The sequence below is a fragment of the Frigoribacterium sp. MEB024 genome, assembly GCF_000878135.1.
Lineage (GTDB): Bacteria > Actinomycetota > Actinomycetes > Actinomycetales > Microbacteriaceae > Frigoribacterium.
On sequence record NZ_JXQZ01000056.1, the window covers coordinates 1 to 16106 of the forward strand.

At 71.9% G+C, this 16106-nt stretch carries 15 protein-coding genes; 9 read left to right on the plus strand and 6 right to left on the minus strand.

The features are described from left to right. Positions 1 to 1116 (plus strand): hypothetical protein (locus tag SZ60_RS17505; protein ID WP_052505347.1); only part of this gene is annotated, 1116 nt, incomplete at its 5' end. Between the two features lie 97 nt (positions 1117 to 1213). Next, a complete protein-coding gene (locus SZ60_RS11315; protein WP_043596034.1) occupies positions 1214 to 1705 on the plus strand; it encodes a MarR family winged helix-turn-helix transcriptional regulator in 492 nt (163 codons plus the stop codon). 24 nt (positions 1706 to 1729) lie between these two features. Here SZ60_RS11315 and SZ60_RS11320 read toward each other — a convergent pair whose 3' ends face one another. The 5 genes from SZ60_RS11320 to SZ60_RS11340 all read right to left on the minus strand — a co-directional run bounded on the left by SZ60_RS11320 (position 1730) and on the right by SZ60_RS11340 (position 6897). Continuing rightward, complete coding sequence (locus SZ60_RS11320) at positions 1730 to 2416, minus strand: SDR family NAD(P)-dependent oxidoreductase (RefSeq protein ID WP_043596027.1); 687 nt, start codon at positions 2414 to 2416, stop codon at positions 1730 to 1732. A gap of 67 nt (positions 2417 to 2483) precedes the next feature. Next, positions 2484 to 3497, minus strand: coding sequence for a LacI family DNA-binding transcriptional regulator (locus tag SZ60_RS11325; protein WP_043596035.1), 1014 nt, complete (start codon positions 3495 to 3497; stop codon positions 2484 to 2486). 41 nt (positions 3498 to 3538) lie between these two features. Continuing rightward, positions 3539 to 4495, minus strand: a complete 957-nt coding sequence (locus SZ60_RS11330) for a carbohydrate ABC transporter permease (RefSeq protein WP_082060081.1) — start codon at positions 4493 to 4495, stop codon at positions 3539 to 3541. A 2-nt stretch (positions 4496 to 4497) separates the two neighbouring features. Beyond that, positions 4498 to 5508 (minus strand): carbohydrate ABC transporter permease, encoded by a 1011-nt coding sequence (locus SZ60_RS11335; protein WP_082060082.1) that lies wholly within the window; start codon positions 5506 to 5508, stop codon positions 4498 to 4500. Between the two features lie 81 nt (positions 5509 to 5589). Then, positions 5590 to 6897, minus strand: coding sequence for an ABC transporter substrate-binding protein (locus tag SZ60_RS11340; protein ID WP_043596029.1), 1308 nt, complete (start codon positions 6895 to 6897; stop codon positions 5590 to 5592). A gap of 194 nt (positions 6898 to 7091) precedes the next feature. Between SZ60_RS11340 and SZ60_RS11345 the strand changes: the two genes are divergently transcribed. The 3 genes from SZ60_RS11345 (at position 7092) to SZ60_RS11355 (ending at position 11921) form a co-directional block, all read left to right on the plus strand. Beyond that, positions 7092 to 9131, plus strand: a complete 2040-nt coding sequence (locus SZ60_RS11345) for a beta-galactosidase (protein WP_043596030.1) — start codon at positions 7092 to 7094, stop codon at positions 9129 to 9131. A gap of 130 nt (positions 9132 to 9261) precedes the next feature. Next, positions 9262 to 10923 carry a glycosyl hydrolase 53 family protein gene (locus tag SZ60_RS11350; RefSeq protein WP_082060083.1) on the plus strand — a complete coding sequence of 554 codons (1662 nt, stop codon included), beginning with the start codon at positions 9262 to 9264 and terminating at the stop codon, positions 10921 to 10923. 71 nt (positions 10924 to 10994) lie between these two features. Continuing rightward, positions 10995 to 11921, plus strand: a complete 927-nt coding sequence (locus SZ60_RS11355) for a glycerophosphodiester phosphodiesterase family protein (protein WP_043596031.1) — start codon at positions 10995 to 10997, stop codon at positions 11919 to 11921. A 44-nt stretch (positions 11922 to 11965) separates the two neighbouring features. On the opposite strand, the gene SZ60_RS11360 is transcribed toward SZ60_RS11355, so the two are convergent. Further along, positions 11966 to 13582, minus strand: a complete 1617-nt coding sequence (locus tag SZ60_RS11360; protein ID WP_043596032.1) for an ABC-F family ATP-binding cassette domain-containing protein — start codon at positions 13580 to 13582, stop codon at positions 11966 to 11968. Positions 13583 to 13705: 123 nt separating this feature from the next. Between SZ60_RS11360 and SZ60_RS16950 the strand changes: the two genes are divergently transcribed. The 4 genes from SZ60_RS16950 to SZ60_RS11380 all read left to right on the plus strand — a co-directional run bounded on the left by SZ60_RS16950 (position 13706) and on the right by SZ60_RS11380 (position 16033). Beyond that, a complete protein-coding gene (locus SZ60_RS16950) occupies positions 13706 to 14686 on the plus strand; it encodes a bifunctional methionine sulfoxide reductase B/A protein (protein ID WP_082060084.1) in 981 nt (326 codons plus the stop codon). 73 nt (positions 14687 to 14759) lie between these two features. After that, positions 14760 to 15134, plus strand: a complete 375-nt coding sequence (locus tag SZ60_RS11370; protein ID WP_043596042.1) for a DUF4180 domain-containing protein — start codon at positions 14760 to 14762, stop codon at positions 15132 to 15134. An 11-nt stretch (positions 15135 to 15145) separates the two neighbouring features. Continuing rightward, positions 15146 to 15766, plus strand: a complete 621-nt coding sequence (locus tag SZ60_RS11375; protein ID WP_197073553.1) for a molybdenum cofactor guanylyltransferase — start codon at positions 15146 to 15148, stop codon at positions 15764 to 15766. A gap of 9 nt (positions 15767 to 15775) precedes the next feature. Beyond that, entirely contained in the window at positions 15776 to 16033 is a 258-nt protein-coding gene (locus SZ60_RS11380; RefSeq protein WP_043596044.1) for a DUF6457 domain-containing protein, read from the plus strand. Positions 16034 to 16106 lie beyond the last annotated feature (73 nt).

A 16106-nucleotide genomic window follows, 5' to 3' on the forward strand; every position in this document is an offset into this window, starting at 1 on the left:
GGCGACGTGGGGGCGATCGACGGGGCGGGAGTCGAGATCGCGACCACCGCCTCCTCGGTCGACGTGCCCGACGCGGCGACGCCCCTCGACGACGTCCTCGCCGTCGTGGCAGGGGACGACGACGTCGCGGCCACGGCCACCGCACGGGCCGCGGGTGCCGAGGTGCAGGCCCTGCCCGACGGGGTCGTCGACCTGCAGTCCTCCGGTGAGGCGATCGACGCACTGCACGCCTCGACGACGACCGACACGGTGTTGATCGGGTCGACGTTCACCGCGGTGCGCGACCCCGGGTGGTCGGTCGCGGCGGCCCGGTCCGGGGCACAGCTGCCCGGCGGCGGCCAGCGGTTCTTCCCCGACCGACGGTTCGTGGCGCTCTACGGCGCGCCCGGCACCGGGGCGCTCGGCGTGCTCGGCGAGCAGGACGTCGCCGCGACCGTGCAGCGCGCCGCCGACGTCGCGGCGAGCTACGACGCGGCGAGCGACCGTCCCGTGGTGCCGATGCTCGAGGTCATTGCGACGGTCGCCGCCGGTGCCGCGGGGGACGACGGCGACTACTCGAACGAGCTGTCGGTCGAGAACATCGAGCCCTACGTGGACGCGGCCGCCGCCGCGGGGCAGTACGTGGTGATCGACCTGCAGCCGGGTCGGGCGGACTTCCTCAGCCAGGCGAAGCGCTACGAGTCGCTCCTGTCGCGGCCGAACGTCGGCTTGGCGCTCGACCCCGAATGGCGCCTCGAGGCCGACCAGGTGCCGTTGCGCCAGATCGGCGGCGTCGAGGCGAGCGAGGTGAACGCCGTGTCGACGTGGCTGGCCGACCTCGTGGCCTCGAAGGGTCTGCCGCCGAAGATGTTCGTCCTGCACCAGTTCCGTCTCGACATGCTGCGCGACCGGGCGTCGATCGACACGTCCCGACCCGAGCTGGCCACGCTGATCCACGCCGACGGCCAGGGCTCGCAGCCCGACAAGCAGGCCACCTGGCGCACGCTGCACGACGGCGCTCCGGCCGGGGTCGCCTGGGGCTGGAAGAACTTCTACGACGAGGACACCCCGATGCTCTCCCCCGAGCAGACTATGGCCGACGTGTCGCCGACGCCCGACCTGGTGACGTACCAGTAGCGCGTCGTCGAGGGCGCCCCGGCGACCCGTGCGGACGATTCACCGGCAGGTGGACGAAGATGAGGAGTCCGAAACCGACCGATGGGAACGCAGCACCGTGGCCACGAACGACGAAGTCGACCTGATCATCGACGCCTGGGCCCGCGAGCGCCCCGACATCGACTTCGCACCCCTCGACGTCTTCTCGCGCCTCCGCCGCCTGTCGCGGCGCCTCGACCGCATCCGCAGCGAGGCGTTCGCGCACGCGGGCCTCGAGATCTGGGAGTTCGACGTGCTCTCGGCGCTGCGTCGGGCCGGCGACCCGTTCCAGCTCAGCCCGAAGCACCTCGTCACGGCGACCATGGTCACGAGTGGCACGATGACCAACCGTCTCGACCGTCTGGTCGAGCGCGGCCTGGTCGAACGCCACGGCGACCCGAGCGACGGCCGCGGTGTGCTGGTGCGCGTGACCGAGGACGGCATCGCGCGGGTCGACGCCGCCATGCTGAGCCTGGTCGACGCCGAGAGCGCCAGGTTGCACTCTCTCTCGCCAGCCCAGCAGGCCCAGCTCGCCGACCTGCTGCGGCTCGTCGGCGACGAGTTCAGCTAGCAGCAGCGTCGGGCCGGTCGTCGATCAGCTCGAGAACGCCGAGCTGGGCAGGTCCTTCTCGCCGTCGACGATCGCGCGCACGATGCGCTCGGCCACCGCGTCCGGGTCGAGGGCCGCACCGAACGCCGGCGCCGTCCCGGCGACCGCCCGCGTGGCGAGGCCGGTGTCGGTGTGCCCCGGGCGCGCGTCGAGCACGCGGATGCCGTCGCGCCGGTACTCGCGTCCGGCGGCCGACGCGAAGGCCGCCAGGGCCGCCTTGGACGCCGAGTAGGCGGCCATCCCCACGGTCGCGGCCTCGGACACGACGCCGCTGATCGTCACGACGAAGGGTTCGCGACCGGCCGCCGCGGACTCCGCGAGGGCGGCGTGCGCGGCGCGCACCAGACGGATGGGCCCGAGAGCGTTCGTCTCGACGAGTTCGTCGAGCGTGTCGTCGTCGAGGTCCTTCGCCGCTCCGAAGGCGACGACGCCCGCGGCGACCACGACTCCGTCGAGGCGTCCGTGCTCGTCGAGCGCCGACCGGACCAGCGCCGCGCCTCCCGACCGGTCGCGCAGGTCGGCGAGGTAGGCGCCGGAACCCGACAGCGACTCGGGGCGTCGGGCCGCACGGACGACGACGGCCCCTTCGTCCTCGAGCATCGCGGCGACACGCACGCCGAGTCCGCCGGACGCGCCGGCCACGAGCACCACGGCTCCGTCGAGATCGGTCATGCCGCCGACCCTACGCGCGCGCCGCCGTCCGGCGCCGGGGAGGACACCGCAGGAGGCGCGGGTCGCGTCAGGCGGACGCGCGCACCACCAGCTCGGTCGGCAACGTCATCGCGGCGGGCTTCTCGCCGTCGATCACCTGCAGCAGCAGGCGCACCATCTCGTTGCTGATGCGGTCGAACGGCTGACGCATGGTCGTCAGCGCCGGTGTCGTCTCGGTCGCGACGCGGGAGTCGTCGAACCCGGCCACGGCGACGTCCTCGGGCACCCGACGGCCGGCGGCCCGCAGGGCGTCGATCGCCCCGGCGGCCATGCGGTCGTTGCCCGCGAACACGGCGTCGACGTCGGGGTGGTCGGCGAGCAGCGAGGCCATCGCGACGCGACCGCTCTCGCGCCCGTAGTCGCCGTGACGCACGAGCGACTCGTCGAGGTCGCCACCCAGCTCGGCGCGGTAGCCCTCGAGCCGGGTGATGCCGCCGGGGGTGTCGGCGGGGCCCGTGATGGTGGCGATGCGGCGACGCCCGAGACCGCGGAGGTAGGCCACCATCTCGCGGGCACCCTCACGGTCGTCGGCCGCGACCCAGCCCATCTTCTTCTCGTGTCCGAGCGGGATGCCACAGGCGATCGCCGGCACGCCCGACTCGACGACGTCGGTCAGCAGGCGGCCGCCGCTGTGTGCCGAGACGAGCAGGACGCCGTCGACGTGGCCGGCGCCGATGTACGCCAGCGCCCGCTGCTGCTCGGCCGGCGACCCGGCCATGATCAGCACGAGCGAGACGTCGCGGTCGGCGAGGGCCGCGGCGGCCCCGCGCAGCAGGATCGAGAAATTCGGGTCCTCGAAGAGCTGCTGGTGGTCCTCGGTGAGCAGGAAGGCGACCGAGCCGGTGCGGTTCGTCGCGAGGCTGCGCGCGTGCGGGTTGACGCGGTACCCGGTGGCCTTGATGGCCGCCTCGACGGCGGTCTTGGCCTCGGGGCTGACCCACCGGCCGCCGTTGAGCGCCCGCGAGACGGTGCCCCGCGAGACGCCCGCCGCCGTCGCGACGTCGTCGATGGTCGGTCGTCCCCGACCCGTCGCGCTGCTCACGCGGCCAGCATAGGGTGCCGCCGGCGCCGGGCCCGCCGGCACTACTTGACCGCGCCGGCGGCGAGGTCGACCTTCCAGAAGCGCTGCAGCACCAGGAAGATGGCGATCAGCGGGATGACCGACAGCAACGCCCCGGTGATGACGAGCGTGTAGAGCGCCGGCGCCGACGCCCCCTGGTTGAGCAGGCCGTTGAGGCCGACCGTCAACGGGAACAGCGAGTCGTCGCCGAGCATGATGTACGGCAGCATGAAGTTGTTCCAGATGGCGACGAACTGGAACAGGAAGATCGTCACGAGTCCCGGCAGCAGCATCGGGACCGCGATGCGACCGAAGATGCCCATCTCACGGGCCCCCTCGGTGCGCGCGGCCTCGATCACGTCGGTCGGCACGGCGGCCGCGGCGTAGATGCGGGCGAGGTAGATGCCGTAGGGGCTGATGATCTGCGGCAGCAGCACGCCCCAGAAGGTGTTCGTCAGGCCGACGTTCGCCAGCAGGAAGTACTGCGGGATCGCCAGGATGACGCCGGGCACGAGCACGCCCATCAGCAGCACGTTGAAGACGACCTTCTTGCCGGGGAACTCGAACTTCGCGAGCACGTAGCCCGAGAGCGCCGAGACGAACGTCGACGCGATCGCACCGATGCCGGCGTAGAGGGCCGTGTTGAGCATCCACCGCCAGAACAGGCCGTCGCGGTACTGCGTGAGGGCGACGACGTTGTCGAGCAGGTGACCGCTCGGCGCGAGCGTGAAGGTCGAGAAGAGCTCGCCGCCGTCCTTGGTCGAGGCCATGACGACCCAGAGCACCGGGAACAGGCAGTAGACGGCGCCGATCAGCAGCAGCACCGTCGAGACGACGCTCGGCCGTTCGGCGTGCAGGCGCGGGGCGGCCGGGTCGCGCGGCACCTTGCCCGAGGCTCCGCGGCCCGTCGAGGAGGCGCGGGTCGGGTCGGGCACCGGGGCCGCCGCGTCGCGGGAGCCGTCGAGGTCGATCGTGGTCATGGTCAGTCCTCCTGGCCGAACGCGCGCTTCTGGACGACCCGGAGGAAGAAGAAGCTGACGATGAAGGTGGCGAGCGCGATGACGACCGAGGTCGCCGCCGCCGAGTAGATGTCGTCGCGGGTGAACGCGTCGCGGTAGACGAGCATGAGCGGCGACCAGCTGGTCGACAGGCTGTTCGTGAGCGGACGCAGGGTGGTCGGCTCGGCGAACACCTGCAGGGTGGCCACCATCGAGAAGAGCGCGGTCATGACGAGCGCGGGAGCCACCATGGGGATCTTGATGCGCAGGGCGATCTGCACCTCGCTGGCGCCGTCGAGGCGGGCGGCCTCGTAGACGTCGGTCGGCACGGCCTTGAGCGAGGTGTAGATGACGATCATGTTGAAGCCGACGCCGCCCCACAGGGCGATGTTGGCGATCGCGAACAGGACGGTGCCCGAGCCGAGCACGCCGTCGACGTCCCAGCCCAGCCGGTCGAACACGTAGTAGAAGGGGCTCACGGCGGGCAGGTACAAGAAGCCCCACAGCAGCGAACTGATCACGGCGGGCACGGCGTAGGGCATGAAGATCGACACACGCGAGAACGCCGTGGCCCGGGTGCGCTTCGAGTCGAGCAGCAGGGCGAAGAGCAGCGCGAGACCGAGCATGCACGGGATCAGCACGACGCCGTAGAGCAGGACCCGCCCGACGCTGGCGGCGAACTCGGGGTCGGTGAGCGAACCGACGTAGTTCTCGAAGCCGGCGAACACCTGGCTGTCGCCGCCCGAACCGAGCCCGAGGCCGACGACCTGCTTCTTCTGGAAACTGAGGAACAGCGTGTAGACGATGGGCGCCGCCATGAACAGCACGAAGAGCACGATGCCGGGGGCGAGCATGGCGTAGGGCGTCAGCACCCGGGTGCGGAAGCTTCCGTTGCCCTTGCGCGTCGCGGGCCGGGGCGCCTCGCGACCGGTCGACGACGGCGGGGGGCCGGCGCCGTCGGTGCGGGGGCTGAGGGGGGTGAGGGTGTCGGCCATGCCGGGTCCTTGGGTCGAGACGGGTGTGACGGAGGGGTGACGGGGCGGGCGGGGCGACCCCGACCGCCCCGCCCGATGTCGCTACTCGACCGAGAAACCGCTCTTGGTCAGGTCGTCGACGGTGATCTTCTGCATGGCCGTGACCGCGTCCTCGAACGCCGCCTGGGTCTTCGCGTCGGCGGCCTTGGCGAACTCGTCGTTGTAGGCGCTGAAGGCCACGTTGACGTTGGGACCGTAGGTGAACGGGTTCACCGACTCGGACGCCTCGGCCGCGATGTCGTAGAAGTCGTCCTGCTGGCTGAAGAACTCGGGGCTGGTGGTCAGCGCGTCCTTCGCGGCGTCGGTCGCGGCCGGGTAGACGCCGGCGATGTCGGCGAGCGCCGCCACCGCCGTGGGGTCGGTGTTGAGCCAGGTCGCGAACTCGACCGCCGCCTCCTTGTGCTCGGACTGGGTCGTGACGGCCGTGGTCGAGCCACCCCAGTTGCCGTCCGCGGGCTTCGAGGCGTCCCACTGCGGCAGCGGGGCCGCGGTCCACTTGCCGGCGGTGTCGGGGGCGTTGCCGCCCAGCACGCCGGGGGCCCAGACCGAGCTGATCCAACCGACCTGGCTGCCGTCGTTCAGACCGGCGTTCCACTCGGGCGTGTACATCGGCTTGTTGTCGACGGCACCGCTCTCGACGAGCCCGCCCCAGTACGAGGCGACCTTCTCCGTCGGGCCGCCCTCGATGTCGACGCCCCAGCTGTCGCCGTCGATGGACCACCACGAGGCGCCGGCCTGCTGCGCGAGGCCGGCGAACCAGCCGGCGTCGTTGGCCGAGAAGGTGCCGAGGTACTTGGTCGGGTCGGCGGCGTGGAGCTTCGTGGCGACGTCGGCGTACTCGTCCCACGTGGTGGGGACGCTCAGGCCGTACTGGTCGAGGACGTCGGTGCGGTAGTAGGCCATCATCGGGCCGGAGTCCTGCGGGATGGCGTAGACGCCGTCGCCGCCGAGGGTGACGGACGACCAGGTGCCCTCCGAGAAGTCGCCCTCGAGGTCGGCGGCGCCCTGGTCCGAGATGTCGGCGAGAGCGTCCGAGGACACGAGGGTCGGGATCTTCTGGTACTCGGCCTGGATCAGGTCCGGAGCACCGCTGCCGGCCTTGATGGCCGTGAGGAGCTTGGTGATGGCCGGGTCTCCGCCGTCCTGCTTGTTGACGGTGACCTGGATGTCGGGGTTGTCCTGGTTCCAGAGGTCGACGACCTTGTCGAGGTTCGGGGCCCAGGCCCAGTAGCTGAGTTCGACGGGGCCGTCGTCGGCCGCGCCTCCCCCGGCACCGGTGCACCCGGCGGTGAGCAGTAGGGCGGCGGTCGCGACCGTGGCGACACCGAGACGGCGGAATGAGCTGCGCATTCGTCCTCCTTGAGGAAAGCAAGAGCTGTGGTGGGGCGGGACAGCGCGAGCTTCGGAGAACCACGTCGCTGTGCCTGTGAGCGGTTACAGTTACGCACAGGGTTTTTGGCTTGTCAACACCGTTACGAACCCTTCCGACGGTCGATGCCGGTGTGTTACAACTGGGAGCGCACACAGTCAAAGGAGATCACCGCATGTCACTCGAGCTCGACGCCCGGCCCACGCCCCAGGCCACCACGACCTGGCTGCCCGGCCGCGCCGACCTGCGCTACGGCGGGGACTACAACCCCGAACAGTGGCCACGCGAGGTCTGGCTCGAGGACATCGCCCTGATGAAGCAGGCGGGCGTCAACCTGGTCAGCGTCGGCATCTTCTCGTGGGCGCTGCTCGAACCCCGTGAGGGCGAGTACGACTTCGGCTTCCTCGACGACATCCTCGGTCTGCTGCACGACGCCGACATCGACGTCGACCTGGCCACCCCGACGACCGTCCCCCCGGCCTGGTTCTGGAAGGCCTACCCCGACTCCCACCCGGTCACGCGGGACGGCGTCACCCTCGGCCGCGGCTCCCGCGGCATGGTCAGCCCGAGCAGCCCCGACTACCGCCGCGCGGCCCTGGCGATCACCGAGCGGCTGGCCGAGCGCTACGCGAACCACCCCGCGGTGGTGCTCTGGCACGTCCACAACGAGTACGGCGCCCCGATCAGCGAGGACTACGGCCCCCACTCGGTGCTCGCCTTCCGCACCTGGCTCGAGGAGAAGTACGTCACCCTCGACGCGCTCAACGAGGCCTGGGGCACCCGGTTCTGGGGCCAGACCTACGGCGAGTGGGACGAGATCGACGCCCCGCGCACCTCGGCCACGGTCGTCAACCAGACCTCGCGCCTCGACTTCGCCCGGTTCACCTCGGACGCCCTGCTGGCCTGCTTCACCGCCGAACGCGACGCGATCAAGCGACACGCACCGCACCTCCCGGTCACGACGAACTTCATGGCCACCAACTGCCCCTCCATCGACTACTGGAGGTGGGCCCGCGAGGTCGACGTCGTCGCGAACGACCACTACCTCGTGGCCGAGCGCCGTGACAACCACGTGCTGCTCGCCATGGACGCCGACCTCACCCGTTCGCTCGCCGGCGGTGCCCCGTGGATGCTGATGGAGCACTCGACCTCGGCCGTCAACTGGCAACCGCGCAACATCGCCAAGCGTCCCGGTGAACTCGCCCGCAACGCCGCGAGCCACCTGGCCCGGGGCGCCGACGCGATCCTGTTCTTCCAGTTCCGGGCGTCGCGGTACGGCGCCGAGAAGTTCCACTCCGCGATGTTGCCGCACGCCGGCACCTCGACCCGCACCTGGCGCGAGGTCGTCGACTTCGGCGCCGACCTGGGCCGCCTCTCGGCCGTCCGCGGCAGCCGGGTGGAGGCGCGGGTCGCGATCCTCTGGGACGTCGAGTCGTTCTGGGCCCACGACCTCGAGTGGCGCCCGTCGGTCGAGCTCCAGCACCGCGAGCGCGTCGTCGCCTGGTACTCGGCCCTGTGGCACCTCGGCGTGACGGTGGACTTCCGTCACCCGCACGACGACCTGTCGGGCTACGACCTCGTGCTCGCGCCGTCGCTGTACCTGGCCGACCGGCACACCACCGACGCCCTCGGAGCGTTCGTCCGCGGGGGCGGCACCTTCGTCGCGTCGTACTTCTCGGGCGTCGTCGACGAGAACGACACCGTCCACGCCGGTGGCGCACCCGGTGCCCTGCGCGAGGTGCTCGGCCTCTCGGTGCCCGAGTTCCTGCCCCTGTACGCCGACCAGGTCGTCACGCTCGACGACGGCACGACCGGCACCGGATGGTCCGACGACATCGTGCTCGAAGGTGCCGTGGCGATCGCGAGCTACGTCGACGGCCCCGCGGCGGGAGGTCCGGCGGTCACCCGTCACACCCACGGCGACGGATCGGCCTGGTACGTCTCGACGCGCACGACGGGCGCCGACCTCGAGGGACTCGTCCGGTCGGTGCTCGACGACGCCGGCGTGCCGCTGCCGGTCGAGCACCCCGACGGACTCGAGGTCGTCGTGCGCCACGGGGACGACGCCGACTTCACCTTCCTGGTCAACCACGCCGGGGCCGCGACCGACGTCGAGGTCGGTCGCGGCACCGAGCTGATGACCGGCGACGCCGTCGACGGCCGCGTCGTCGTGCCCGCCGGGGCGGTCCGCGTCGTGAGCCGCCCGCGCGGCTGAGCCGCGAGGCGACCCGAGGAGGCGCGGTGCCGGCGTCGGGACCGGAACCGCGCCTCCTGCACCCACCCCTCGAGAGCCCCACCCGGCAGCCGCAGCCCCCGCCACACCGATCGTCAAGGAGGACGACACGATGACACGACCCACCAGCACACCCCGGCCCCGCGTCGATCGGAGGGGCCGGCGCGGTCTCGCCGTCGGCGCCGCCCTCGCCACGGCGGCCCTGGGAGCCGGCCTGCTGTCGGGAGCCCCCGCGACCGCGGCCCCCGGCGGCCCGGCTCCCCGCCCGGTCGTCGTGCAGGACCCCGGCTTCGAGCAGGGCGCGGCGGGCTGGGTCTCGAAGGGGAAGGGCACCACGACGCTCGAGACGGGTGGGCACGACTCGGCCACGCGCCTGACGCACGTGCTGTCGACGGTCGGCACGGCCACGACCAGCCAGAAGCTCAAGAAGGTCACGCCCGGCTGGTGGACCTTCTCGGCGTGGGTGAAGAGCGGTGGCGGGCTCGCCACGAGCACGCTCTCGCTGACCGGGTGCGGCTCCGGCTCGAGCACGGACGCCGCGGGCACGACGGTCGTCCCCTCGACCGAGTCCGACGACGGCTGGCTGCACCTGTCGGTCTCGGCCGAGGTGACGCACAGCCAGTGCACGCCCACGCTCACCACGTCGGGCGCCGCGGGTGCCTGGGCGAGCATCGACGACGTGACCTTCACGCCCGGCCGTGTCACCCGTGACGTCCGCGGGGCCGACCTCTCGGGCCTGCCCCGCAACGAGGACCGCGGAGCCGTCTACCTCGACGCCGCCGGTCGTCCGACGGATGCCGTGCAGCAGCTCGCCGACCACGGCGCGAACATGGTGCGGCTGAAGGTCTGGGTCGACCCGACCGACGGCTACAACGACCAGGACGACGTCGTCGCGATGGCCGCGCGGGTGAAGGCGGCGGGCATGCAGCTGCTCGTGGACTTCCACTACAGCGACCGCTGGACCGACCCGGGCGCCCAGACCATGCCGAAGGCCTGGCTCGGGCTGAGCGCGCCCGAGGTCGCCACGAAGATCCACGACCACACCCGCAGCGTGTTCGACGCCCTCGCCGCCGAGGGCATCACCGCGGACGCCGTGCAGGTCGGCAACGAGATCAACCCCGGCATGGTCTGGCCGCTGGGCCAGACCTGGGACGTCGACCCGAGCGACGGCGTCAGCGGCGCGCAGTGGAGCAACCTGGCGATGTTCCTCACGGCCGGAGCGACGGCGGTGAAGGAGGTCTCGCCGACGACGCAGGTCGTGCTGCACCTGACGAACATCGACGACGGGATCGACGGCCTGACCTGGTGGTTCGACGAGGCGACCTCACGCGGGGTGCCGTTCGACCTGATCGGCCTCTCGTACTACGGCTACTGGCACGGCGGGCTGTCGGGCATGCAGCAGGCGGTCACGACGCTCTCGGCGCGCTACGACCGCGACGTGCTCATCGTCGAGACCTCGTACCCGTGGACGCTCGAGGACGACCCCGACCACACCTGGGAGAACGTCGTCGTCGACCCGTCGCAGCTGGTCGCCGGCTACCCCGCGACGCCCGAGGGGCATGCCGCGAACTTCCGCGCGATCCAGGACGTCGTGGCCTCGGCCCCGGGCGGCCGCGGAATCGGCGTGGTCGCGTGGGAACCCGCGTGGACCGCGGTCGACGGTGCCGGGTGGGACCCGGACGACCCGACCTCGGGCAACGCGTGGGAGAACCAGGCGATGTGGGACCACGACGGTCGCCCGCTGCCCGCACTCGACGAGTACGCGGCCGACTGACCCGGGCGAACGCCGGGTGATCCCGGCCGGCCACGTCACGGACCGCGATCGGGGACCCCCAAGATGGGCTCATGCCCTCCTCCCCGCGTCCGCGAGCCCGCGTCGACCGACGCACCGTGTTGCTCGGCGTGGGCGGCGTGGCCGTCCTCGGTGCCGTGGGGGCCGGCGTGGCCCTGCGGACCGCGCGGACGAGCGGGGAGGCGCAGGTCACGCCGACCGCGCCTCCTCGGCCGGCCGACGCCCTGCGGGCCGCGCGTCCCGCCACCGTCGCGCACCGCGGCGGATCACGTGACTGGCCCGAGATGTCGCTGTACGCCTATCGGCAGTCGGTCGCGGCCGGGGTCGACGCGCTCGAGATGTCGCTCTCCCGGACGTCGGACGGAGTGTGGTTCGGGCTGCACGACGAGACCCTCGACCGCACCTCGGGCACGTCCGGCTTCGTCGCCGCCGAGCACACCTGGAGCGAGGTGCAGCGGTACCGCATCTCGGCGGCCGGGACGACCGACCCCGGGCAGTCGGACCAGCCCTACGCCCGCTTCGACGAGTTCGTGCGCGAGTTCGGCCGTGACCACGCCCTGTTCGTCGACCCGAAGTACGTCGGGGCCGACTTCTATCCCGAGCTGTTCGAGATCGCGCGGACCCAGCTCGGCACGGCCGACCTCACGCAGACCCTGGTCGGCAAGGGCTACTGCACGCAGACCGAGTGGGGCGACCTCGCCAGCGCGCGGGGGTGCGAGACCTGGGGGTACTACTACGCCGACGAGCTGGCGGGCGATCCCGAGCTGCTGACCCGCACCTCCGGCTCCTGGAGCCTGCTCGGCCTCGACTGGTCGGCCCCGGCCGACACCTGGTCGACCCTCGCGGCGACCGGCAAGCCCGTGTACGGCCACATCGTGCCCGACCTCGACGCGGCGCACACCGCCCTCGACCAGGGCGCCGACGGGCTCGTCGTCTCGGGCGTCGCCGACGTCGTCGGGCCGCTCACGACCGAGGGCTGAGCCCCGACGCCCGCCGGTGGGGCTCACCCCTCGCACCCCACGGGTCAGGCCGCGGTGACGGTCACCCGCTCGGGTCGCTCGGCGTCCGCCCCGAACACCAACCGACGGGTGGCGACCTTGTCGGCGAAGAACCGGTCGTGGCTGACCACGACGACCGCCCCGGGGAAGTGCTGCAGCGCCCGCTCCATCACCTGGGCGCTCGGCACGTCGAGGTGGTTGGTGGGCTCGTCGAGCAGCAGCACCGAGGCCCCCGAGAGCAGGCACTGCGCCATCGCGACGCGGGCCCGCTGACCACCCGAGAGCGCCCCGATGCGCTTCTTGAGATCGGCCTCGCTGAACTGGAACATGGCGAGGAACCGCCCGACCGACTTCCGCGTCGCGGTCAGGGCGAGGCTGTCGGGCATCGCGTTGACCGAGTGCGTGACGGTGTCGTCCTCGTCGAGTTCGGCGAGCACCTGGTCGTACGAGACCACCTTGACCCCGCCCGCCCACGCGGCCCGACCGGCGTCGGCACGTTCCTCGCCGGTCAGCACCCGCAGCAGCGTGCTCTTCCCGCTGCCGTTCGCCCCCGTGATCACCAGGCGGTCGCCTCGACGCAGCTCGAAGGTGAGGTCGTCGAAGAGCGTGCGGTCGTCGCGGGCCTTACCGAGGCCGTCGACCCGGCAGAGGACGTCCTTGACGTGCAGCCCCGAATAGATCTCGGTGATGATCTGGTCGACGGGGCGCGGTGCCCGCGACTTCTTCACCTTGGCCAGCTGCTTGAGCAGGTCGCCGCCGTCCTGGCGCTTGGCGGCCTTGGCGGCGTCGCGGCGGTCCGAGATGCCCTCGGCCTCGAACGCGAGCAGCTCGGACTCGTGCACGAACTGCTGCTCGAGGCTCTTCAACCGGAACTGCTTCTGGACGACGTACTCGGCGAAGTCGCCCGGGTAGTCGTGCAGGTGGAAGTTCTCGACCTCGACGATGCGGGTGACGACCGCGTCGAGGAAGCTCCGGTCGTGCGACACGACCACGGCCGCGCCGTGGAAGTCGCGGAACCACGACTCGAGCCACTCGACGCCGGCCACGTCGAGGAAGTTCGTCGGCTCGTCGAGCAGCAGCACGTCGGGGTCCTCGAGGACGATCTTCGCCAGGGCTGCCCGGTTGCGCCAACCACCACTGAGGTCGTCGATCGGGCTGGTGCGGTGCGCGTCGCTGAAGCCGAGCACGCTCAGGGCGGTGTCGATGCGGCGCGGGTACTCCCAGCCGTCGACCCGGTCCATCTCGGCGAACAGCTCGGACTGCCGGTGGATGAGCTGGTCGAGGGCATCACCGCCGTCGGGGTCCATCGCGACCACGGCGATATCGGCGTCGATCTGCGCCAGGTCGGCCTCGATCGCCCGCTCGTGGGCGAAGAGCCCGGTCAGCACCTCGACGATCGTCTGCGTGCCGTCGAGCTCGGAGAACTGCGAGAAGTACCCGACCCGGACGCCCTGCTCGAGCGTGACCGTGCCCTCGTCGGGCTGCACCTGGTCGAGCATCAGCTTGAGCAGCGTGGACTTGCCGCTGCCGTTGCGACCGACGATCCCCACGCGCTCCTTCTCGTCGAGGCGGAAGAACGCCTCGCGCACCACCGGGGTGCCGTCGAAGCGGACGGTCACGTCGTTCAGTCGGATCAGGCTCATGCGTCGATCCTCGCAGGCCGACGGAACACGCGGCGCCGCCCGGTTGTTGTCGTCGGAGGCATCGACGCGACCGCGGGCACCCGACCCATCCGATCGCACCGACGCCGACGAACAGGAGGCATCATGTCGGACCAGTACCGGAAAGACCCCGAGGCGGTCGCCCGCCTCACCTCGACCCAACGCCGGGTGACCCAGGGCGGCGGCACCGAACCCGCGTTCCGCAACGAGTTCTGGGACTCGAAGGACGCGGGCATCTACGTCGACGTGGTGTCGGGCGAGCCCCTGTTCGCCTCGGTCGACAAGTTCGACAGCCGCACCGGCTGGCCGAGCTTCACGCGCCCCATCGACGCCGAGCACGTCGTCGAGAAGCGCGAGGGCTTGTTCTTCAAGCGCACCGAGGTGCGCTCCACCGCCGGCGACAGCCACCTCGGCCACGTCTTCCGCGACGGCCCCACCGCCACCGGCGGGCTGCGCTACTGCATCAACTCGGCGGCTCTCCGCTTCGTCCCCTACGCCTCACTCGAAACCGAAGGATACGGTGCCTACATGACGCTCTTCTCCCCCGAATCCACCCCCGCCCCCAGCGGCACGACCGAGACCGCGATCCTCGCCGGCGGTTGCTTCTGGGGCGCCCAGCAGCTGCTGCGCCGCCGACCGGGCATCGTCTCGACCCGCGTCGGCTACTCGGGCGGCAGCGTGCCGAACGCGACGTACCGCAACCACCGCGGTCACGCCGAGGCCGTCGAGATCGTCTTCGACCCGGGCCTGACCTCGTACCGCGAGATCCTCGAGTTCTTCTTCCAGATCCACGACCCGTCGACGAAGGACCGCCAGGGCAACGACGTCGGCGACAGCTACCGCTCGGCGATCTTCTACACGAGCGACGAGCAGAGGGCGACGGCCCTCGACACCATCGCCGACGTCGACGCGTCGGGCATCTGGCCGGGCACCGTCGTCACCGAGGTCACCGCCGCCGGCGACTTCTGGGAAGCCGAAGAAGAACACCAGGACTACCTCGAGAAGGACCCCTTCGGCTACACCTGCCACTTCGTGCGCCCGGGCTGGGTGCTGCCGAAGCGCGACCAGCAGGTCGCCGCGGGCTGACGCCCGCCAGGCCCTCAGGAGGCGCGGTGCCGGTCCGACCGGCACCGCGCCTCCTTGCGCCTAGCCTGTGGGCATGCGCATCGACGACCACGGCCCCCATCGCGTCCTGCACGTCGACGCGGCCGGGCCGCGGCTGTCGACCGAGACGGACGCCGTCGACCTCGTCGGCGAGGCGTTCGGGGCGGACGCGTCGGTCCTCGTCGTGCCGGTCGCCCGTCTCGACCCGACCTTCTTCGACCTGAGCACCCGCCGGGCGGGCGAGTTCGCCCAGAAGCTCGTGGACTATCGCGTGCAGTTGGTGGTGCTGGGCGACGTCGGATGCCACGAGGCGGCGAGCGCCACGTTCCGTGACTGGGTGCGGGAGTCCAACCGTGGGCGGCACGTCTGGTTCGTCCCCGACGAAGGCACGCTGGCCGCCCGGCTCGCCGCGACCGGACCGCGCGGGTGATCGTGAGCCTCGTGTTCGACGCCGTCCTGCTCGCCGGGGGTCGCGCCTCCCGGGTGCACGGTGCCGACAAGACCGGGTTCACCAGTGGCGACGCGACGCTGCTCGACCGGGCCGTCGAGGCCTCGGTCGAGGCCCGCAGCCTCGTCGTGGTCGGCCTGCGCGACGGTCGGGTGCCGCCCGCCGGAGCCCTGCTCACCCGTGAGGAGCCCGCCTGGTCCGGGCCGGTCGCCGCCCTCGCGGCCGGTCTCGACGTGGCCGAGGACGCGGCGCCGTGGACGCTCGTGCTCGCCTGTGACCTGCCACGGGCGCCCGAGGCGGTGCAGGCCCTGCTGGCCGGCAGCGGCAGCGGCGACGGCGACGACGTCGGCGAGCGCCGCGACGGCCTGCTGGCGATCGACTCGGGCGGGCGACGTCAGCCGCTGCTCGGGCTCTACCGGACCGGCGCCCTCGAGACCCGACTCGCGGCGCTGAGAGCCGACGGCCCCCTCACCGACCTCTCGCTGCGCCGTCTGCTCGACGGGCTCGACCTGCTCGAGGTGCCCGTGCCCGACGAGCTCTGCGCCGACGTCGACACCGTGGACGACGCCGACCGCCTGGGTGTCGTCCGGCGCGAGCCCGACGCGACTGGTTGAGTGTCGACCATGACCGACACACCTGCCGAACTCGACGCCTGGGCCGCACGACTCGTCCGGGCCCTCGGCCTGCCCGACGACTTCGTGGTCGACATCCCCGAGGTGCTCGACCTCGCCCGCGACGCGGCGCACGGCGTCGCGCGCCCGGCTGCTCCGCTGACGACGTTCCTCGTCGGTTACGCCGCAGGCCTGGCCGGCGGCTCCCGGGCCGAGCTCGACCGGGCCGTCGCGACCGCGACCGCGCTGGCCACGGCCGACCCGGCGTGACGATCCGGCGGGCCGACTGGCGGGTCGCCCGCGCCGAGGCGGCCGACGCCGGACGGGCCCTGCCCCGCGACCT